16 protein-coding genes and 1 pseudogene are annotated in these 20,007 nt (G+C 66.9%); 7 read left to right on the top strand and 10 right to left on the bottom strand.

What is annotated here, in order from left to right; genetic code table 11:
* Positions 1-4: 4 nt before the first annotated feature.
* From ACZ5IQ_RS24740 to ACZ5IQ_RS24770, 7 genes are all read right to left on the bottom strand, one after another.
* Positions 5-1,531, bottom strand: coding sequence for a PQQ-binding-like beta-propeller repeat protein (locus ACZ5IQ_RS24740; RefSeq protein WP_406801549.1), 1,527 nt, complete (start codon positions 1,529-1,531; stop codon positions 5-7).
* A gap of 250 nt (positions 1,532-1,781) precedes the next feature.
* Positions 1,782-3,110 (bottom strand): proline-rich domain-containing protein, encoded by a 1,329-nt coding sequence (locus tag ACZ5IQ_RS24745; RefSeq protein ID WP_318986650.1) that lies wholly within the window; start codon positions 3,108-3,110, stop codon positions 1,782-1,784.
* A gap of 81 nt (positions 3,111-3,191) precedes the next feature.
* Entirely contained in the window at positions 3,192-3,827 is a 636-nt protein-coding gene (locus ACZ5IQ_RS24750; protein WP_406801550.1) for an LON peptidase substrate-binding domain-containing protein, read from the bottom strand.
* Positions 3,828-3,829: 2 nt separating this feature from the next.
* The gene (locus ACZ5IQ_RS24755; RefSeq protein ID WP_406801566.1) at positions 3,830-4,978 is read right to left on the bottom strand and encodes a glutamate--cysteine ligase; all 1,149 of its coding nucleotides are present in this window, start codon (positions 4,976-4,978) and stop codon (positions 3,830-3,832) included.
* Complete coding sequence (gene sodC / locus ACZ5IQ_RS24760; protein WP_464480424.1) at positions 4,959-5,678, bottom strand: superoxide dismutase[Cu-Zn]; 720 nt, start codon at positions 5,676-5,678, stop codon at positions 4,959-4,961. The genes ACZ5IQ_RS24755 and sodC overlap by 20 nt, the downstream gene beginning before the upstream one ends.
* Before the next feature lie 10 nt (positions 5,679-5,688).
* Positions 5,689-6,156 carry a LytR C-terminal domain-containing protein gene (locus ACZ5IQ_RS24765; protein ID WP_464480425.1) on the bottom strand — a complete coding sequence of 156 codons (468 nt, stop codon included), beginning with the start codon at positions 6,154-6,156 and terminating at the stop codon, positions 5,689-5,691.
* A gap of 41 nt (positions 6,157-6,197) precedes the next feature.
* Complete coding sequence (locus tag ACZ5IQ_RS24770) at positions 6,198-6,506, bottom strand: DUF3263 domain-containing protein (protein WP_029105136.1); 309 nt, start codon at positions 6,504-6,506, stop codon at positions 6,198-6,200.
* 161 nt (positions 6,507-6,667) lie between these two features.
* Here ACZ5IQ_RS24770 and ACZ5IQ_RS24775 point away from each other — a divergent pair, with 161 nt between their 5' ends.
* Positions 6,668-7,261 (top strand): peptide deformylase, encoded by a 594-nt coding sequence (locus tag ACZ5IQ_RS24775; protein WP_061001370.1) that lies wholly within the window; start codon positions 6,668-6,670, stop codon positions 7,259-7,261.
* The gene (locus ACZ5IQ_RS24780) at positions 7,261-8,127 is read left to right on the top strand and encodes an N-acetylglutamate synthase, CG3035 family (RefSeq protein ID WP_212807113.1); all 867 of its coding nucleotides are present in this window, start codon (positions 7,261-7,263) and stop codon (positions 8,125-8,127) included. Before ACZ5IQ_RS24775 ends, ACZ5IQ_RS24780 begins: the two co-directional genes overlap by 1 nt.
* Before the next feature lie 68 nt (positions 8,128-8,195).
* Here ACZ5IQ_RS24780 and gjpA (ACZ5IQ_RS24785) read toward each other — a convergent pair whose 3' ends face one another.
* Positions 8,196-9,764: an outer membrane porin GjpA gene (gjpA, locus tag ACZ5IQ_RS24785; protein ID WP_212807114.1), complete on the bottom strand. Its 1,569-nt coding sequence runs from the start codon at positions 9,762-9,764 to the stop codon at positions 8,196-8,198.
* 168 nt (positions 9,765-9,932) lie between these two features.
* Positions 9,933-11,447, bottom strand: coding sequence for an outer membrane porin GjpA (gene gjpA, locus ACZ5IQ_RS24790; RefSeq protein WP_464480426.1), 1,515 nt, complete (start codon positions 11,445-11,447; stop codon positions 9,933-9,935).
* A 655-nt stretch (positions 11,448-12,102) separates the two neighbouring features.
* Here gjpA (ACZ5IQ_RS24790) and ACZ5IQ_RS24795 point away from each other — a divergent pair.
* The 5 genes and pseudogenes from ACZ5IQ_RS24795 to ACZ5IQ_RS24815 all read left to right on the top strand — a co-directional run bounded on the left by ACZ5IQ_RS24795 (position 12,103) and on the right by ACZ5IQ_RS24815 (position 19,350).
* Entirely contained in the window at positions 12,103-13,575 is a 1,473-nt protein-coding gene (locus tag ACZ5IQ_RS24795) for a DUF3375 domain-containing protein (RefSeq protein ID WP_212807115.1), read from the top strand.
* A complete protein-coding gene (locus tag ACZ5IQ_RS24800; protein ID WP_061001375.1) occupies positions 13,568-14,233 on the top strand; it encodes a DUF4194 domain-containing protein in 666 nt (221 codons plus the stop codon). The genes ACZ5IQ_RS24795 and ACZ5IQ_RS24800 overlap by 8 nt, the downstream gene beginning before the upstream one ends.
* Positions 14,226-17,568, top strand: a pseudogene (locus ACZ5IQ_RS24805) (ATP-binding protein). The gene ACZ5IQ_RS24800 and the pseudogene ACZ5IQ_RS24805 overlap by 8 nt, the downstream one beginning before the upstream one ends.
* Before the next feature lie 10 nt (positions 17,569-17,578).
* Positions 17,579-18,364 (top strand): exodeoxyribonuclease III, encoded by a 786-nt coding sequence (locus ACZ5IQ_RS24810; RefSeq protein ID WP_061001377.1) that lies wholly within the window; start codon positions 17,579-17,581, stop codon positions 18,362-18,364.
* Positions 18,361-19,350, top strand: coding sequence for an alpha/beta hydrolase (locus tag ACZ5IQ_RS24815; protein WP_244872764.1), 990 nt, complete (start codon positions 18,361-18,363; stop codon positions 19,348-19,350). Before ACZ5IQ_RS24810 ends, ACZ5IQ_RS24815 begins: the two co-directional genes overlap by 4 nt.
* On the opposite strand, the gene ACZ5IQ_RS24820 is transcribed toward ACZ5IQ_RS24815, so the two are convergent.
* Positions 19,347-19,907, bottom strand: a complete 561-nt coding sequence (locus ACZ5IQ_RS24820; RefSeq protein WP_212807118.1) for a TetR/AcrR family transcriptional regulator — start codon at positions 19,905-19,907, stop codon at positions 19,347-19,349. The two genes, ACZ5IQ_RS24815 and ACZ5IQ_RS24820, sit on opposite strands and share 4 nt — an antisense overlap.
* Positions 19,908-20,007: the final 100 nt, after the last annotated feature.

Genomic DNA, 20,007 nt, shown 5'->3' on the forward strand with positions numbered 1-20,007 from the left:
CCGATCAGCGGTACCCGTCGATGTACGTTCCGCTGTCGTCCGTACGTACAGCGAGGACGACACCCGGCGCTGCAACAATCTCCTCCGCGTCAGCCGTGGGTGCGGTCCCGGTGGGAACGCAATCCTGGCGGTTGAAGACCGTCAATTGTCTTCTGGCGAACACCACCTCAGCACCGAGAATCACCGCTCGCGCATCCAACAGATCGGTCATCGGGTAGTCCGCGAAGGTACATCGCGCTTGCCCCTCTCGGCCCCTCAACATGAAGTCGTCCGCTGGCTCAGGTCCGGTGGCGAGAAAATCCGCCGACTCGTCACGAGTCCGATAGACAAGCACTTGCCCGTGAAAATCCAGAACGCGCCGATCGGCCGTACTCACGAAAGCACCCACGCCACCAGTGGATTCGACGTCGGCGCCCATCACATATCCATCTCGGCCCGCCCGGCTGATGCCCGGACGGATGGCGTTGAGGTCGTGGCCCGAATATGGCAGGCCCGCTAAAAGCGTTGTTTTCCAGCGAATTTGGCCGTTCGATGGGTCGACGTAGACGAAGCGAATATCGGCTTTGTCACCAGACACACACCGATATGCGGAACCCGGCAGGCTGGGGTTTCCGCCGTACCAACCGCGGCATTCGGTGGACGGCGCCGGAATTGACCACAGCAGCTTCCCGGTCCGGGTGTCGTAGCGGGTCCACTCGCTGCCGTCCTTGTTGGTCGCTACCAGGAACGGCGGCGTTCTGCGGTTGTGGTCCAGATAGCCAAATGCTTTCGTCAGGCCAAGGTCGGACGACCACCAAAGTTGTTGACCGGTCATGGCGTCCAGTCCGATCAACATGTCCGGACGGCCGCCCAGCCTGACCACGACTGTGCTTCCTTGATCGAAAACAGCCACATCCGCGACAGTCTGAGTACTAGGTCCGCTGCGGCGATAATGCCAACGTTCGACGCCGTCGGACCCGTACGCGGTTACGCCGTCCTTGCCATAGGTCACGAATCCGGCCCCGCCTGACTCAACGCGCCAATTCCGACGACGCGACGTGCCGTTGTCGTCGGCAATGCGGATCGTAAAAGCTCTTTGCCCCAGACGATTTGGACTTGGGGGCACAGCTGTCTGCGTCGCAGTGGTGGCCTCGACAAACCGACCGTCGTCACCGGCTCGCAGCGCCGACATTGTCATGGCACCGGCGACCACCACGGCCATCACCAATCCGATACCGACGAGCCAGCGACCACCCCGTGTCCACCGAGCGACGGTGGGCGCGGCGAGGGCGGCAGCCACGGTGCCCGCCACAGCCAGCTGCCAACTGCTCACCGCGGTAGGCAGCTTGGGTGTCACCGGGAGGCGTTGCATCCAATCGAAAAACTGCCCCATCCCAGAGCCAGCCAACAGTAAGTACGCCAACGCGATACCGGCCGCCAGCACACTCCATCCCCAGTACCGCGACACCCGTTTGAACCGTACGAGCAGCAGCGCGGCAACAAGAATGACTGCGACGGCGCATACCGATGACGCAACTGCTTTGGGGGACATGCTCGCCCAATACGAGGAGTTGTCACCCTGTCGCACAGACTCTGACCACGCCGCGTAACCAGGCGAGGGGTCCGGCACCAGCCAGCTCCACAGCGATAGCCCAGCCGCCCAAACCAACAGGCCCACGGCCACGCCGAGGCAGACTGTCGACAAGCCCATCAGCACACGCCTCAGCATGCTGCCCCCGCCCCTCCCCTGACGTTGACCATCTGAACTACCGCCGGTTGTCAGGCGAAGTTCACCACCAAGCTCAGTTGAACTTGATCTTCACCTGCTCGCCGCTGACGTCGGCGGTGGTCCCGGTGACGTACGAGGTCAACGTGCCGCGCTTGGTCCCGCCATTGCGGCCCTGCCCGCTCACGTCGTAGTGCACCTCACCGCTGATCCGGACCTCCATGCGGTACTCGTCCAGATCGCCGACCTTGACGGCACTCATGTCGGGCGGGCTCCACGTCACGGTGCCGTCGACCAGATCGCGGTCGCTGATCTTCACGGGGCACGGCGCCGGCGGCACCAGTGAGCGCGACGACGAGCAGCTGCCGTACGCCGCGTCCAGCAGCTTGGCGATGGTCTTGGTGCCCGAATCGTTGAGCGCGAACTTCGGCTGCAGGTAGGCGCTCGACGAATACCCTTCGACGGCGTCGAGCAGCAGCGGCTTGGCGGCGGTGACCGACACGTACGGGCTGGTGCTGCCGAGCTCGAGGAAGCCCGGGAACACGTAGATCGCCGATTCCTCGGCGATCTCCTTGCCGAACACCGTCATGGACTTGCGGGCGGCGTTCTCGGTGCTGCTCAACGACGACAGATCGAGCTTGACGGCGGCGTGGGCCAGCTGCCACTTGCCGCCTTCCTTCTTGACGTGGATCGTGGCGTCGGAGTTCTTGTCGCCGAACTTGGCCGCCACGTGGACGTCGGCGCGGCCGATCGACTCCATGGTCTTGTCTTCGTTCAGGATGCGGATGTCGCTGATCGGCCATTCGGCGATCTGCTTCTTCAGCACGTCGCTCGAGAGGAATTCCTTCGATGCCGGCTGGTCATTGCTGAACGACAGCGCCGTGTCGGCGTTGCCGTTCGACAGCGCTTCCAGATAGCCCTTCACCACCTCGCTGGCGGAGCTTGAGCCGCCGCTGTCGCCCGAACCGAACGAGTCGTAGACGTAGTAGATGCCACCACCCAGCACGACGAGCACCACGACAATGGCCGCGATGATAAGCGGCACCTTGTTCTTCTTCTGCGGGGTGACGAACGGCTGTGCGCCGTAGCCGCCGGCCGGCGCTCCCGGCCACCCCTGGCCGGCACCTGGTGCCGCCGGCGGGGTCCCCCATCCCTGCGGTGCCCCGGTGGGTGCGCTCGGCGCCTGGCCCCAGCCGCCGGTCTGCGGCGCGGCCGGCTGGCCCCAGGCCGGTGTCTGCGGCGCACCTGCCGGCGGCTGGCTCAACGGCGGCGGCGTCTGCGGGGGCCATCCGGGCGCGGCCGGCGGCGTGGTCTGGTGAATCGCCGTCTCTTCTTCGTCCGACGATCTACCCGCGCCGCCACCTGGGTTGGGACCGTTGTAACCGCTCCCCTGCCAACCCGTCATCGTGAACCCTCCCCGTAGCACAACATGCTGTGTCCAGGATAGGCGGTGCCACACCACCCCGCCTGCACGGAACTGCCCGTACTAGTCCTCGGACAGCTGGAATTCCACCATCGCGGTGAGGCTCTCGACCGCTTCTTCGAGCGCGCCCAGCCGGGCCGCAGCATTCGGCGCGGCCAGCACCGAATACTTGTCGGCCTGGCCGATCGGCAGTAGCGCGGCCAGTGCGTACAGCCGTTGTCCCACATCGGGTTTGACGGTTCGCGCCAGGATCGAGTCCCGATCCCGCAGGCGCGCGCCCTGGGCCGACGCGATGCGTTCGAACACGGCGATGATCCGGTCCTCGACCGCCACGATGGACGCCTCGGGAACCACCGGCCCCGGCTCGTCGGGCCACCTCTCGATTTCGGCCCGCGGGTACGGATCGTCGTTGTGCCACTGCATGATTCGGATGCGGTCGGTCACGCTGCAGCTCAACATGTACCGGCCGACGCCCTGCGGCTGGCACCGGTCGATGCGGGCGAGCGCGCCGACCGAGCAGCGGGCGTCGCCGCCGCCGACCTCACGGCCGGCCGAGATCAGCACCACGCCGAACACCTGCTCCGCGGCCGCCATACAGTCCCGCACCAGCTCGCCGTACCGCGGCTCGAAGATGCGCAGCGGCAGTTCCTCGCCGGGCAGCAGCGCGGATTCCAGCGGGAACATCGGCGTGATCGGCACGGCTACAACTCCAGCTCCGACACCAGCGCGTCGACGACCTCCAGCAGGTCCCCGTCGGTTTCCTCGGCGACCCGGCGCTGCCGTTGATAGGAGCCGCCCAGGGTGTAGATGTCGGCGACCCGAGCCAGTTCGTCGGTGCAATGCAGCGATGCCGCAACCGGTTCCAGCCGGTTCAGCAGGTCGTCAAGGTCTTCGGTGACCAGCCGCTCGTTGCTGTCCGCGTCCAGGATGATCTCCGCGTCCAGCCCGTAACGCGCTGCGCGCCACTTGTTTTCCTGCACATGCCAGGGCGGCATGGTCGGCAGCTGCTCACCGGCGTCCAACCGGCGGTCCAGGTCGACGATCAGGCAGTGCGTCAGTGCGACCAGCGCACCGAGTTCGGCGATGTTGGACACGCCGTCGAAAATCCGGACCTCGATGGTGCCGAGATGCGGCGACGGCCTGATGTCCCAACGGATTTCGTTCATGTGGTCGATGATGCCGGTCTTGCGCTGGTCGTAGACGAAGCGCTCGAAGTGCGACCACTTCTGGAAGTGGAACGGCAGGCCCGCGGTCGGCAACTGCTGGAACATCATGGCCCGGTTGCTGGCGTAGCCGGTGTCCTCACCCTCCCAGTACGGCGACGACGCCGACAGCGCCAGCAGATGCGGGTACTGGTTGAGCAGCGACGTGATGATCGGCATCACCTTGTGCGCCGACGAAATCCCGACGTGCACGTGCACGCCCCAGATCAGCATCTGCCGGCCCCACCACTGGGTCCGTTTGATCAGCTCGGCGTAGCGCTGACCTTCGGTGAGCTGCTGGCTCTCCCACTCCGCGAACGGGTGGGTGCCGGCACAGAACAGCTCCATGCCGCGGTCGCGCACGATCCGGCGGACCGGGCCGAGCGTGGACCGCAGGTCGTCCATGGCCTCGCCGACGGTGTCGCACACGCCGGTGACCACCTCGACGGTGTTGCGCAGCAATTCCTTGTGCACATGCGGGGTCTCGCCGATCTCGGCGATGACCGCGGCGGCCTCGTTGCTGAGGTCACGCGTGCGGGCATCGACGAGGGCGAACTCCCATTCGACGCCGAGGGTCGGCCGAGGCGACCCGGCGAAATCGATTCGCGGTGGGGTGTGGCTGTCCGCGCTACCCGGCAGCGATGACACCGCACGCCACGCGCTTACCGGAGTCACCGGTGTTCATCGAAGCTTCGTCCGCACCGGGAGCGGCGCCCTGGATCTGCTGGTACCGGTCAGCCGGGATGTTGCCGAAGTTGTCGGCCTTCTCGTGGATGATCAGCGCGGTCTTGTTACCGGCGAGCAGCTGCTCGGCGGTGAAGGCGTCGGTGGTGGTCACCAGAGAGCCGGTGCCGTCGCCCTTGATCTGCAGCGAGGCGAGGTCACCACTCATCGGGTAGCCGGTGTGGCCCGGAGCCTGGAAGTGTCCGCCGGCGGACAGGAAGTCACCGGGCGCGCCACCGGTAGGGGCAACCGAGTTCGGCTCACACTTGCCGGCCGAGTGGATGTGCAGGCCGTGGAAGCCGGGGGCCAGCACGCCGCCTGCGGTGGTCTTGACCGTCAGCGTGGCGAACCCGCCGTTGAAGAGGAACTCGGCGGTCGCGACCGTCGTGCCCTCGGGGGTCTTCAGCTCGGTGACCAGCTTCTCGCCGATCGGGGCAGCCTGCGGGGCGGCTTTTTCGCCGGCCTTCTCACCGTGGCCCTGCGGGGCGTGCTCGACGCCGGTCCAGATCGCCGGGGTGGTGCCGGGGGTGGTTGCGGGGACCTGTCCGGGAGGGGCACACGCAGCGACGACAGGAGCGATGACCGCAGCGGCGGCAAGGAAGCGAATCGGGGCTGAGATCGGCATGCCGGAGAGCCTAACCGGTCACCAGAACGATCACGCCTGGTCCCTTGTCATTGAGGGCCGGGATGCGCGGTTCGACGGGTGCGTCGAGGATTTTGCCGACCGCTTCGGCGGCTTCCTTCTCCCCTGCGGCGTCACCGAAATACACGGTCGTGGCGGGCGGCGGCGCGTCCACGCTGAGGTTGTCGGTCTCGGTCACGTTCCACTGCTGCTCGTGCAGCTTGTTGGCGACGGTCTGCGCGGCGCCGGCGACCTCAGAGATGTTGAACACCTTGACGTCGGCCTTGGCGGGCGCCGGCGTCGTCGACGTCGTGGTGGCAGTGGCGGACGTCGCACTGGAGGAGCTGCTCGACGAGCTCGAGTCGGAGCTGCTGTCTGAACTCAGCGACTGGAACGCCACCAGCAGGAACACGACACCGAGGAACAACAGCACCATGACCATGGCGCGCAGGGGCAGTCCGGAAGACTCTCGCTGATTCATTGCTCCCCACCTTATCGAGGCGGACCCTCAGGGCAGAAAAGCTAGGTGATTTCGAAACCGAGACGACGCGCGGCCTTGGCCTTCTGTCGGCTGGCGCGCTGCCGGCGCAGTCGCTTGACCAGCATCGGGTCCGCGGCCAGCGCCTCAGGCCGGTCGACCAGGGCGTTGAGCACCTGGTAGTACCGGGTCGCCGACATCGAGAACAGTTCCTTGATGGCGTCCTCTTTGGAACCCGCGAATTTCCACCACTGACGTTCGAAACCAAGAATGTCGTGTTCGCGACGGGTCAACCCGTCAGCGAGCTCAGAGTCGTCCCCGGATCGCTCAGTACGCGCCATAGCGCCGTCCATTTCGCCCCTGGACCCTTTCTCTGATCTCGGTATATGCCAGCCTGTTTCGTGCGTCACAACGGATCTGGGACGCTGCAAGTGGTTCGGCGAACATTCAACCACGGCCGACGGTATTGAGCCGTGATCGTTACCCGCGAGTCGGATCATTAAGATTGCTCGTCATGGCTGTCCGTCCAATCTGCATCGTCGGTGACCCTGTTCTGCACACCGCGACCACTCCGGTGGCCGTCGGCGCCGACGGCTCCCTCCCTTCCGATCTCGCCGCGCTGATCGATGACATGTACGAAACGATGGACAAGGCCAACGGCGTGGGCCTGGCCGCCAATCAGATCGGTGTCGGGCTTCGGCTGTTCGTCTACGACTGCGCCGACGACCGCGGCCAGACCGCGCGGCGCCGCGGCGTCGTGATCAACCCGGTGCTGGAGACGTCGGAGATCCCCGAGACCATGCCCGACCCGGACTACGATGACGAGGGCTGCCTGTCGGTTCCCGGCGAATCGTTCCCGACCGGCCGCGCCTCGTGGGCCAAGGTCACCGGTCTGGACGCCGACGGCAAGCCCGTCGAGCTGGAGGGCACCGGTCTGTTCGCCCGGATGCTGCAGCACGAGACCGGTCACCTCGATGGCTTCCTGTACCTCGACTGCCTGATCGGCCGCAACGCGCGGGCCGCCAAGCGGATGGTCAAGTCGAACAAGTGGGGCGTGCCGGGGCTGAGCTGGATGCCGGGCGAGGTCGACGACCCGTTCGGGCACTGATGCCTTCGGTCGGTAGCCGCGTCTCGTTACGCTACCGGTTGCCCGAGGCCGGCCCCGAATCCCAGGCCTTCACCGACGTCGTCGGGCACCTCGAGGCGCTCACCCCGGTCGTGGTGGTGCGCACCAAATCGGGTGAGCGCGTCGAGATCGGCCCGGCCGCGGTGATGTCGGTGCGCGAGCTGTCGCACGCCCCGGTGCGCAATTCAGAGATACGTGCGGTCGAGCACGCGGCCGCCCTGGCCTGGCCGGGTACCGAACGGCACTGGGCCGGCGGCTGGTTGCTGCGCGCCGGCGGGACGGACAAGCGCACCAACTCGGCTGCGCCGCTGCTCTTTTCGTCGGACTTGACGACCCTGCCGACAATTGCCGACTGGTACGCCGAACACGGACTGCAACCGTGGGTGGCGCTGCCGGAGCGGCTGCTGCCGGTCCGTTCCGAAGGCGTCGAGCCGAATCGCGTGCTCACCATGGAACTGTCGGGCACCACCCATGCCGAATTGCCCTCGCATCCGGATGCCCGATGGTTGGAGATTCACGCACAGGACGTGCCCGTCGAGCTGCTCAGCACCGTCGTCGACGGAGACGTGGCATTCGCCACGGTGGCCGACGCGGCGGTCGGGCGGGTCGCCGTGACCACGGCGCCCGGCGGCAGGGTGTGGGCCGGGCTGTCGGACGTCGCGGTGCTCGAGCCGCAACGCCGGCGTGGACTCGGCCGGGCCGTCTGTGCCGAGCTGGTGGCCTGGGCCGCCGGCCGCGGCGCGACGCACGCCTACGTCCGGGTTCCCGACGACAACGCGCCGGCGATCGCGCTGGCCGAGTCGATGGGTTTCCGGCTGCATCACCGGTCGCGGTACGTGCTCCTGTAACGCCGCGGCCACGGTTTCCCGCGCGACATCGTCGGCGCCCGGGAAACCGTGGCCTCGGCAGGTACCAGCTAGTGCGCGTCGGCTCCACTGTGGGCCGAACCACCCTGAGCTGCAGTGGATTTCGCCGGTGCCGACTTCTTCACAGGCTTCGGCTTCTCGGCCTTCTCCGACTTCTGCTTGCCCGGCTTCTTCGACTCGGACTTCTTGGTCTCCGACTTGGTGGTCTCGGACTTCGTTGTGTCGGACTTGGTCTCGGACGTCTTCGTCTCCGACTTGGTGGTATCCGGCTTGGTGTCATCCGACTTCTGGTTGTCGGCCTTCGTCGGGGTCGCCGGGGTGGCGGGCGTCGCCGGGGTCGCCGGCGTGGCCGGGGTAGCCGGCGTCTCCGAGGTGGCGGGGGTGGCCGGAGTTGCCGGGGTCGCCGGAGTTGCGGGCGTGGCCGGGGTCGCCGGGGTCTCCGCCTTGGCCGGAGCAGCAGGCTTCGCGGGCGCCTCCGGAGCCTCCGCTGCGGTCGCCTTCACCTGCGTCACCGCCAACGTGGACTGCGGGATCGAGGTGATCGAGTTGTCCGTCGCCGCCTTGGTCACCGACACCTGCGTGGCGGCAGCCGGATCGGCGGCGGTCTTGGGCGCCAGCGGATTACCCGTGCCGCTCCAGCCGATGGCCTTGGCGAGGATGCGGCCGAGCGACACCATGGCGCCGATGGGCCCGATGCCCAGACCGTCGATCTGCAGGTCCGTCCCGATGATGTCGGCGTAGACGGTCTGTCCGAGTGAGTTCAGGATCGAGCCACCGAGGCTCATCTGGTCCCAGCCCGTCGATCCGGCGGTGAACAGTCCGCCGAACTGGATGTTGAGCGCCTTGACGACGGCATTGTCGCTGAGGGGAATGGTCTTGTTGATCAGCTTGGCCACGAGGTCCAAGTTGAGGTTGGCGCCGTTGAGGACGCCGTCCACCATGGCAGCCGGGATGTTGATGGCGGTCTGCAGCGCTTTCGCCGCGTCGCCTTGCGACAGGGACGCACCGATGCTGGTGAGACTGTTCGCCAGCGCCACCGCCGGGCTGATCGCCGGTCCTGCCAGGCCGATCAGGACCCCGCTCAGCGGCGATGCCAGGAAGTTGAACACTTCCTGCACGACCCGGTTGGCCATGGCGTTCGAGGCCGTCGGAAGCAGCTTCGGAATCACCTGAAGCAGGATGAAGTGGAAGCCATCGTTCGATTCGACGGACTGCGAGTTGTTGCCGGGGTCGGTGCCCAGCAACGTCGCGGCGGTGATCGCCGACTGCACGTTGTGCCCGATCTCGCCCAAAACCGTGCCGATGTTGCCGGGATTCTGCAGGATGGCCCCGACGTGGTCGATCTGGTTCGCCAGGAACTGCTGCAGCAGCACCGCCGGCGCCTCGGAGAAGGCCTCGCCGATGCGCCCGGCATTCGCCGCGGCGGTCTTGAACGCGTCCTGCCACGGCTGCAGCGGGTTGTACGCCGCAGTCAGTTGCACGGCGGCGGTGCTGACCGACGGCAGCGCCGGAAGCTTGACGGAGGCGGGTGCCGACGTGAGCAGTGGGCCGGCCACGATGGCCGCCGTGGTCGCTGCGCAGATACCCGCCTTGGTATGGCGACGGACCGCTGAATCCATGAGAACGACTCCTCTTGACGAGTTGATTGGGCTGATTTGGGCAGGACAAAAGAGCTCGGTTGATCGGACGGAAGGTCCGACGGGAATCAGTGGGCCTCCCCCGAGCAGGGAGGCCCACTGACTGCGACTACTTGCTGCTGACTACTTGCTCGAGGCGGCCGAAGCGTGCTAGCCGTCGGCGCCGTTGGCCGAACCACCTTGGCCAGCAGCGGATTTCGCCGGCTTCTTCGCGGGCTTCGGCTTCTCCGACTTCTGCTTGCTCGGCTTCTTCGCATCGGACTTCTTGGTCTCGGACTTGGTGGTGTCCGACTTCGTGTCCGACTTGGTCGAGTCCGCCTTCTGGTCATCCGACTTCTGGTTGTCGGACTTCGCCGGAGAGGCAGGCGTCGCCGGGGTGGCGGGCGTGGCCGGAGTTGCCGGGTTTGCGGGCGTCTCCGAAGTTGCCGAAGTTGCCGGGGTGGCGGGGGTCGCCGGGGTCGCTGGCGTGGCCGGAGTGGCCGGGGTCGCCGGCGTCTCCGCCTTGGCCGGCGCGGCAGGCTTCTCGGCCGGGGCCTGTGCCGCCGTGGCCTTCACCGGCGTCACGGCCAACGCAGGCTGCGGGATCGAGGTGATCGAGTTGTCCGTGCTCGCCTTCGTCACCGACACCTGGGTGGCGGCGGCCGGATCGGCAGCAGCCTTGGGGGCCAACGGATTACCGGTACCGCTCCAACCGATGGCCTTGGCCAGCAGGTGGCTGAGATTCACGAGCGCACCGATCGGCCCGATGCCCTGGCCGGCGATCTCCAACGGGAATCCCGGGGCGAGCACCGTTTCGGCCGTGAGGCCCAGGGAGTTCAGGATCGACCCACCGATGCCGGTCATGTCCATGCCCGTCACACCGGCGGTGAACAACCCACCGAACTGGATGTTCAGCTTCTGCAGCTCGTTGCCGGCCGGCATGGTCTTGGTGATCAGCGGCGCCAGCACATCCAGGTTCAGGTTGGCTCCGTTGAGGAAGCCGTTCACCATGGCCGCGGGGATGTTGATGGCGGCTTGGGCCGCGGTCATCGCGTCACCCGCGGCGAGCGAGGTCGCGATCTTGGTGATGCTGTTGACGAGCGCCACCACGGGGCTGATGCCGGGACCCACCAAACCCATCAGCACACCGCTGAGCGGCGAGGCCAACACGTTGACCACCTGCGTGACGATCGCGGACGCCTGCGGGTTGCCCGCCGTCGGGAGCATGTTGGGGAGCATCTGCGCGACCAGGCCGTGCCACACGTCGTTCGAGCCGGCGATGGTCCAGTCCTCTGGCTTGGTCCCCAGCAGCGTGGCGGCGGTGATCGCCGACTTCACGTTCTGCCCGACGTCCTGGATCACCGCGCCGATGTTGCCGGGATTCTGCAGGATGGCCCCGACATGGCTGATCTGGTTCGCCAGGAACTGCTGCAACAACACGGCCGGCGCCTCGGAGAAGGCCTCGCCGATGCGCCCCGCGTTGGCCGATGCGGTGTTGAACGCGTCGAGCCACGGCTGCAGCGGGTTGTACGCCGCAGTCAGCTGCACCGCGGCGGTGCTGACCGACGGCAGCGACGGCAGATGCGCGGCGGCGGGCACTGACGGCAACAGCGGGCTGACCACGATGGCCGCCGTGGTCGCTGCGCAGATACCCGCCTTGGTATGGCGACGAACCGCAACATTCATGAAGTGACTCCTCGGGGGTCGGCTTGCTTACTGGCGGGTAATTTACCGACGAGTAACCGAGTTAATCCAGAGTTTTTGACGAAGTCGTAACGAATCGATAGCGACGGCATGCGGTTCACAGGCCACACCAAGCTGGTTTGCGTATTAGCCGGTAAAGCGCCGTTCATAGCCCCGCTAACCTTCCCGGCAAATGGCCAGTCGGCAAACCCATTTACGCCGCCGAGCGAGCCTGCTGAGCCACCCCGGAACACCAGACGAACCAGCCAGATATATTCCGATTAGTCATGCTCAGGCGTGATTTTCGTATCGTGACCGAGACCACATCGCATGATGATCGTGATCGGCATCTCACATCGGCGAAGGCGTTCCTGTGAACTCGGCCGGGACGCCCCGCAACCCCGCCCGGGGCAAATCAAGCACGAGCCCGAGCGCCGCGCCAACGCGATTGCTGCGGCTGCCCCCACAACAGCCGGCCGCGACGCCGACTGGTGTCCACATGGTGAGACGACATATGGGACCCGTCGTCCCGGGCAATGCCGGCAGCCGTCCCTGCGGGCGCTGCGGAGCACGACCGCCGATGCCCGCCGTCGCTTCGCCAAGTATCTTGGACCGGCGGTGGAACGCACCGAAGTGTCAGGCTGGTCAGGGGTTGCGGGTGCAAGAGAATGCGGCGCTGTCGGCCGCCGAGTTGCTCGAACTCAACCGTGACGTTCAGGGCTCGCGCGCGGTGCGGCTGTTGGCCACCAACAATCTCGGCGTCTACGCCACATTGATGGAGCGGCACCTCAGTGACGGCATGATCGCCGAGACCGATCTGGTGGTCCGGCTCGAACGCGACCTGGCGACGCTCGGCGAGACCGACGACCAGCTCGGACAGTCCGGCCTGGCCCTGATCAAGTCGTGGGCCAGCCAGGGCTGGGTGCACCGGGTGACCGAGACGCGCGCCGGCGCGGAACGCAACGTCTGCTATCTGACGCAGGACGCCCGTCGCGCCCTCGACTTCGTGCGCGGCATGCGCCGCGGCGACAGCATCGCCACCGGCGGCTCGATCGCCGGCATCGCGTCCCGTATGCGCCAGATCGCCACCCGTGCCGGCAATGACCCCGACCGCATCCGGGCCGGCATCGAAGCCGAGATCGCCGCGCTGCACCGCGAGCTCGACGAGCTGGAGGCCGGCCTGCGCCCCGAGCCCGACGTCACCGACATGTACGACGAAGCCCGCGCGATCGCGCTGCAGATGGAACGGCTGATCACCGACATCGGCCTCTACGGCACCATGATCGAACAGGCCACGCAGGCGCTGGACGATCCGATCGACACCAACATCGAGTACCGCGACCGGCAGCGCCAGATGTACGCCGACTACCAGGCGGCATGGGATTCGGCGGGCCGCGATTCGCATCGGGCGTTCCTTCGGATGATCAATGACCCCGACCAGCGCGCCGAATTCGAGACCGATATCGCCACCGTGGCGTCCGCGCTCCCGGAGCTGGACCCGGCACTGCGCAAGGTGATGGCCGGGTTCTTCGAGTTGATCGGCCACCAGATCGACGAGGTCGAACGCATTCAGCAGCGCTGCGCGCAGCGGGTCAAGCGGTTCACCGCGTTCGGCACCATGGAGTCCAGCCGAGGAGTGGCCCGTCAGCTCAACGAGGCCATCGGCGCCGCCCGGACGCTGCTGAAGTCGTCCCTCACCGACTCCCGGCTGGACATCGAGGTCCCCCTGGCCCGGCACGCGATCAGCTCGATCGGCGCGCTGAGTTTCAAGATCGGCGACCTGTCGGCACCCAAGCCCGCCGAAGCGGCGCAGGGTGACGTCGACCTGTCCACCTTCGCGGCACTGACCACCCAGGTCGATGCGCCCGCGATGTCCGAGATGCTCAACGCCGCGGTCGCGCGACGGCCGGTGTCACTCGCCGAGGCCGTCTCCTTGCTCGATTCGGCATACCTGGGCCACGTCATCGTGTTGTGGTCCTGGGCCCTCAAACAGCCTGGCGGGCAGGGCGGCCCGAGCGACGACACCATGTCGGTGCGCTTCCGGTCGCTCGACGGCCGGGACCGCGAGATCGAGGTGCCCTATCTGATGTTCACCGAGCCTGTTGCCGTGGCGGGAGCCCTTCATGACTGACTCACCCATCGATTTCGCGTCGCTGCCCGAGGTCGACAGCACCAGCCGGGCGGTGCAGCAGCGTCGTCCACGCTTCGACGGCGACGTCAGCGCCATGCCGGACCGGGCCTGCTGGGCATTGCAACACCTGCTGACCCGCCGCTACATCAGCAGCGAGTCCGATCGCGACATCTACAGCTGGATCCTGGAGTACCGCAACGAATTGTCGGTGCGGCTATCCGAACTCGACCTGCAGTTGCGCATCTCCGAGGGCGTCGACATCGCGTTCATCGAGCAGGCCCGTTACGAGTCGGCCAAGGGCATCAAGCTGTTGCGCCGCGAGCCCCTGGGCACCTATGACTCGATCCTGGCGCTGCACCTGGCGCAGCTGATGCGCGCCGGCGGCGACCAGAGCTTCCTGATCACCCGCGACGAGATGCACGGCATGTTCAGCGGCGTGCTGAACGAAACCGACCGTGACGCAGTCACGTTCACGGCCCGGATCGACGCGGCCATCGCGCGCCTCACCGGTCTCGACATCCTGCGCCGTAGCCGTGACGACGAGGACAGCTACACCGTGAGCCCCGTCATCACGGCGGTGATGACGGCCTCGGTGATCACCGAGCTGCAGCAGCAGTTCGAACAACTCACCGGCGGAGGTACTGAAGCCGATGTCTGAGCAGTTCCATCTGTCCCGGCTCCAGATCATCAACTGGGGCGTGTTCGACGGTTATCACAGCATCCCGTTCAGCGCCGGCGGCTCACTGGTCGCGGGCGGCTCCGGCAGCGGTAAATCGTCACTGCTGGACGCGATTTCGCTCGGCTTCCTGCCGTTCAACCGGCGCAACTTCAACGCGTCCGGCGACAACACCGCGGCCGGCTCGAGCGCGGGCCGACGCACCGTCGACAAGTACGTCCGCGGCGCCTGGGGCCAGCGCAGCGAAGCCGGCACCAGCCAGGTCATGTACCTGCGCGGCGAAGGCACCACCTGGTCCGCCGTCGCGGTGACCTACACCAGCAACACGGGCCGCACCATCACGGGCCTGGTGCTCAAATGGCTGACCGGAGAATCGCGTTCGGATTCGTCGAGCCGGTTCGTCATCGGCGACGGCGACCTGGACATCGAGGACGTCTGCAACCGGTGGGCCGCGGGCCGGTTCGATGCCGGCGTGTTCAAGGGTGACGGCTGGCGGTTCACGACCAAGGTCGAGTCGCAGTACCTGGCGCAGCTGTATGCCTCGATCGGTATCCGCGCGTCGGACGCCGCACAGCAGCTGCTCGGCAAGGCCAAGTCCCTGAAAAGCGTTGGTGGGCTTGAGCAGTTCGTCCGCGAGTTCATGCTGGACGAACCGGACAGCCTGGCCCGGCTGCCTGAGGCGCTCAAGCAGATCGATCCGCTGGTCGAGGCCCGGGAACTGCTCGCGGTGGCTCAGCGCAAGCGCAAGATCCTCGGTGACATCGAGGCCATCCAGGTGCGTTACGCCTCCGAGTCGACCGACCTCGGCATCATCGACCTGGTCGACCTGCCGATGGTGCGGGCCTATACCGATCATGTGCGGCTCCGGCACTGCCCCGCGGAGATCGAGACGCTCGATGCGACCATCGACCAGCTGGAGAACGAGAACGCCGACCTGACGCGGCAGCTGAATCTGGCCAAGGCCGAAGGTGATTCGCTCAACGCCCAGATCAACGGCGCATCGGCGAACGTCGGCCCGCTGCAGGCCCAGGTCAATGCCGCCGAAGCGCAGGCCGACGACGTGGCCCGGCGGCGCGCGGCCTACGAGGAGATGGTCGCGGCCCTCGGCGTCGAAGTGCCCGATACGGCCGACGAATTCTGGAACCTGCGCGAGGAACTCACCCGGCAGGCCACCGAGATGCTGGGCAAGCTCGAGTGGGGGCGCGATGCGTCCACCGACGCGGAGTACGCACAGAAGTCGGCGCGGATCCTGCGCGACAACGCGGCCAAGGAACTCAAGCGCGTCGAGCACGTGGGCTCGGCGCTTCCCGAGTCCGCCGTGACGATGCGCGACCACATCTGCGCGGGCGTCGGTATCGACCCCGCCGAACTGCCCTATGTCGCCGAACTTTTCGACTTGCCGCCCGAGCACTCCCGCTGGCGGCTCGCGGTCGAGAAGGTGCTGCGCGGGGTGGGCCTGCGGCTACTGGTGCCGGATCAGCACTACGCCAAGGTGCTGCGGTTCGTCAACGAGACCAACATGCGCGGGCGGCTGGCGCTGCACCATGTTCGGGCCGGCGCCTCGGGACGCGAGGCCGAGCCGAACACGTTGGCGGGCAAGCTGTTCCTGGTCAAGCCGAAGCATCCCTGCGCCGCCGAGGCCGCCGATGTGATCGCCGCGGCCGGTGACCACATCTGTGTGGACACCCCCGACGTGTTCGTGCGCTTCCGCCGCGCCGTCACGGACACGGGTCTCTACAAGGACTCCGATCGGCTGGCCATCAAGGACGACCGGCGTCCGATCAAGCCGTCCGAGTACATCTATCAGGGTGACATCGGCGCCAAACTGGAGGCGCTCCACGCCGAACTCACCGAGGCCGAGGAGGCCTTCAACACCGCCCGGCGGGCCGCGGATGAGATTGCCGCGCAACGGCAACGCTGGCGCGACCGCGCGGCGGCATGCAAGGCCGTCTACGAGCAGTTCCCGCAGTGGAGCCAGATCGACACCGACACCGCCGAGGGCCACGCCGATCGGCTGCGCGAGCAGTACGAGCTGCTGCTGGCCGACCATCCCGACATCGAGGCACTGTCGGCGCGTGCCGAGGAGTGCTGGGTCGACATCCAGACCCTGATGACCCGGCGCGGTGCGATCCAGACGCGGCGCGACGATCTCGACGCCCGCCGGACCAAGCTGATGGATCTGCAGGATCGGCTCTCCCCCGCCGCGGTGTCGGAGCAGGCCACAGAATCTGTTGCGCCGCTATGCCGCTGAGGTCCCGGTGCCGCTGGAACTGCTCAACCCCGAGCCGCACCGCGAGGCGCTGTTCGCGGCCATCCGCCGCGAACGCGACCAGCTCACCGAGAGCCGCCGGCGCTCCTACGAGGAGCTGTCGCGCATCGTCGCGACGTTCGACGCCTCGTTCCCGGATGCGATTCCGAACGACTCGGACGATTTCGACGAGCGCATCTACGACTACGTCGCGGTCTGCCGTCACATCGACGAGCGCGAGTTGCCCGACGCCTACGACCGCATGATGCGACTGATCACCGAGCAGGCGCCCGACGCGATCCTGACGCTGCACCGCGTCGCCGAGCAGGAGACCCGGCGGATCAGCGAGCAGATCGAGCGCGTCAACACCGGTCTGGGGGCGGTGGAATTCAACCGCGGCACCCGGCTGACGCTGCGCGCCAACCCGCGCAGCATGGCGGCGGTGTCCGAGCTGACCGACATCGTCAAGGCCATCTCCCGGCGCATCGCCGAGGTCGGCCTGGGCGACAAGAAGGCGATCCTCGAGCAGTACGCCGACATCCTGCGGTTGCGAAACCGCCTGGCGGGCAACAACCCCGAGGACCGCGCCTGGACCCGCGATGCGCTCGACGTGCGGAACCGGTTCACATTCGACTGCGCCGAGTGGGACGTCGCCAGCGGCGAACTGATCCGCACGCACAGCAACGCCGGTGACAACTCCGGTGGCGAGCAGGAGAAGCTGATGGCCTTCTGCCTGGCCGGAGCGCTCAGCTTCAACCTGGCCAATCCCGAAAGCGGCGACAACAAGCCGGTTTTCGCGCAGCTGATGCTCGATGAGGCGTTCTCCAAGTCCGACCCGCAGTTCGCCTCGCAGGCGTTGCAGGCGTTCCGGAAGTTCGGCTTCCAACTGGTGATCGTCGCGACTGTGCAGAACGCCACCACCATTCAGCCCTACATCGACGGCGTGGTGATGGTGTCCAAGTCCGAGGCCACCGGCCGCAATGCCCGACCGGTCGCGAACGTCGCCACCAAGACCATCACCGACTTCACCGCCCTACGTCGGGAACTGAAAGTCCCCGAGCCTGTCTGATCGGAGCGTCATGCGTATCGCCACCTGGAACGTCAACTCCATCCGCACCCGGGTCGACCGGGTCACGGACTGGCTGTCCCGCGCGGACGTGGACGTGCTCGCCATGCAGGAGACCAAGTGCAAGGACGAGCAGTTCCCGACGATGCCGTTCGCGGCACTCGGCTATGAAGTCGCGCACGTCGGGCACAGCCAGTGGAACGGCGTGGCGATCGCGTCCCGCGTCGGAATCGAGGACGTGCAGGTCGGCTTCGACGGCCAACCGCAGTGGCAGGACGCCGACGAGGCGCGTGCCATCGGCGCCACCTGCGGCGGGGTCCGGTTGTGGAGTCTGTACGTGCCCAATGGCCGGACGCTGGAAGACCCGCACCTGCCCTACAAGCTGAAATGGCTTTCCGCCCTGCGGGATACCGCGACCGGCTGGCTGGCCGACGATCCGTCGTTGCCGTTGGCCCTGATGGGCGACTGGAACATCGCGCCGACCGATGAGGACGTCTGGGACATGGCGGTGTTCGCGAACTCGACGCACGTCTCCGAGCCGGAGCGCGCGGCGTTCCGCGCCATCAACGACGCCGGCTTCGCGGACGTGGTCCGCCCGTTCACCCCGGGTCCGGGCGTCTACACCTACTGGGACTACACGCAGCTGCGGTTCCCCAAGAAGCAGGGCATGCGCATCGACTTCGTGCTCGGCTCACCGGAATTCGCGGCGCGCGTCACGCACGGCGAGATCGTTCGCGAGGAACGAAAAGGCAAGCAGCCCAGTGATCACGCGCCGGTGCTGGTGGAGTTGGCGCCGTGAGCGCGGTCATTCACGCCACCGAGCCGGCCAGCCTACGCGCGCGCATCATTCACTTCTTCGCGTCATTGCTGTTGGCCCGCATCCTGATTCGCGCGCTGACCACGGCGGAGTACGAGGCGACGTCACAGCGGATCGTGCGGGTGGGACGCAACGTCAACAAGTTGGCCAGCCTGCAGCGTCGTCGGCCACCGCGCGGCTTCCGATTGGTCGCCGAGAACTGGAGCGGCCTGCCGGTCGAGTGGGTTTCGCCGTCCGACCTCGACGCGCCCATCACCGACGGGGTCATCCTGTATTTCCACGGCGGCGGGTTCGTCCTCGGCGATCTGAACACCCACCTGCGCGCCGTCGCGGCGCTCTCGCGCATCACGCGATTGCCGTTGGTACACATCGAATATCGGCAGTACCCCGAGGTGGACCTGGAGACGACCGTCCAGGACTGTCTGGGCGCTTACCGCCACCTGCTGAGTCTGGGCGTCGATCCGGCCAAGGTGGTCCTCGCCGGTGACTCGGCCGGCGGATTCCTGGCGTTCGCGACCGCGCAGCAGGCCCCGAAGCACGGGCTCCCGAGTCCCGCAGGGGTGGTCGGCATTTCGCCTCTACTGGAATTGGACAACGCCGCACGCACTGCGCATTCGACCGCGGCGACGGACGTCTTCGGGATCGCCGCCGGCTTCCCGGTCATCACCGAACGCATCTGTCCCGCCGGCAATCTCGACGAATTGGAGCCGGTTTCCGGTCCGATGGATTCGATGCCGCCGTCGCTGATCGTCGCCTCCGAGACGGAGTCACTGCTGTGCGACGCCGAGCGGATGCAGGACAAACTGCACGAGGCCGGGCGCAAGTGCGATGTCGCGGCGTGGCCCAGTCAGGTCCACGCGTTCCCGGCCATATTCCCCGGGCTGCCGGAGAGCCGCCGGGCCTACGCTCGCATGGCCAGTTTCATCGCCGACTGCCTGTCCGGCACAGCCCCGGCAAAGTCCGCCTAATTCAGGTACTGCTCCACCGACTCGACAAGCGCCGCCTCCACACGGCGTAGCGGCACGTCCGACTTGGTCGCCTGCGCCATGACGATGGCGCCCTCCACCGCGGCGACCGTCAGCGTCGCCTGGCGAGCGGCGTCATCGGCTGACAACCCCGCGGTTTCGAGCCCGGCGGCAATTCGACGCTCCCAGTCCAGGAAGACCTCACCGGCGGCGTCGGCGGCCGCCGGCGCCTCGCTGCGGCCGAGTGCAGCAGCGACGATCGGGCAGCCCACTTCGAAGTCGCCGCCGGCCAGGTTCGCAATCCACATCTCGATGAACGCCCGGACCGCCCCTACCGGCCCTCGTTCTCCGATCAGTCGGTCGATGCCGTCGGCCAGCGTGTTGCCGGCCGTCACGGTCGCATCGGCGACGAGTTCCGCCTTGCCGCCCGGGAAATTCAGGTAGAGCGAACGGCGCGCGGCACCACTGCGTTCGAGTAACTGGCTGAGCCCCGTCGCCGCGACGCCTTGGCGCCGAATCAGATCGATGGCTGTGACGACGAGCCGATCGCGGGCACTCATGTGACGTAACTCCCTGTCTTTCAGCATTTTTTGTACACCAGTCGGTCTACTACCGTCTGCCTCCAATAGTAGACCGAACGGTGTAGTTCTGGTCTCGAAT

The organism is Mycobacterium toneyamaense (genome assembly GCF_055384815.1).

Excerpts from the sequence above, each read along its gene's own strand:
- ACZ5IQ_RS24765 (WP_464480425.1), bottom strand. The coding sequence starts at position 6,156 with ATGAATCAGCGAGAGTCTTCCGGACTGCCCCTGCGCGCCATGGTCATG.
- ACZ5IQ_RS24740 (WP_406801549.1), bottom strand. The coding sequence starts at position 1,531 with ATGTCCCCCAAAGCAGTTGCGTCATCGGTATGCGCCGTCGCAGTCATT.
- ACZ5IQ_RS24820 (WP_212807118.1), bottom strand. The coding sequence starts at position 19,907 with ATGAGTGCCCGCGATCGGCTCGTCGTCACAGCCATCGATCTGATTCGG.
- gjpA (WP_464480426.1), bottom strand. The coding sequence starts at position 11,447 with ATGAATGTTGCGGTTCGTCGCCATACCAAGGCGGGTATCTGCGCAGCG.
- ACZ5IQ_RS24775 (WP_061001370.1), top strand. The coding sequence starts at position 6,668 with ATGGCTGTCCGTCCAATCTGCATCGTCGGTGACCCTGTTCTGCACACC.
- ACZ5IQ_RS24770 (WP_029105136.1), bottom strand. The coding sequence starts at position 6,506 with ATGGACGGCGCTATGGCGCGTACTGAGCGATCCGGGGACGACTCTGAG.
- ACZ5IQ_RS24745 (WP_318986650.1), bottom strand. The coding sequence starts at position 3,110 with ATGACGGGTTGGCAGGGGAGCGGTTACAACGGTCCCAACCCAGGTGGC.
- ACZ5IQ_RS24780 (WP_212807113.1), top strand. The coding sequence starts at position 7,261 with ATGCCTTCGGTCGGTAGCCGCGTCTCGTTACGCTACCGGTTGCCCGAG.
- ACZ5IQ_RS24810 (WP_061001377.1), top strand. The coding sequence starts at position 17,579 with ATGCGTATCGCCACCTGGAACGTCAACTCCATCCGCACCCGGGTCGAC.
- gjpA (WP_212807114.1), bottom strand. The coding sequence starts at position 9,764 with ATGGATTCAGCGGTCCGTCGCCATACCAAGGCGGGTATCTGCGCAGCG.
- sodC (WP_464480424.1), bottom strand. The coding sequence starts at position 5,678 with ATGCCGATCTCAGCCCCGATTCGCTTCCTTGCCGCCGCTGCGGTCATC.
- ACZ5IQ_RS24800 (WP_061001375.1), top strand. The coding sequence starts at position 13,568 with ATGACTGACTCACCCATCGATTTCGCGTCGCTGCCCGAGGTCGACAGC.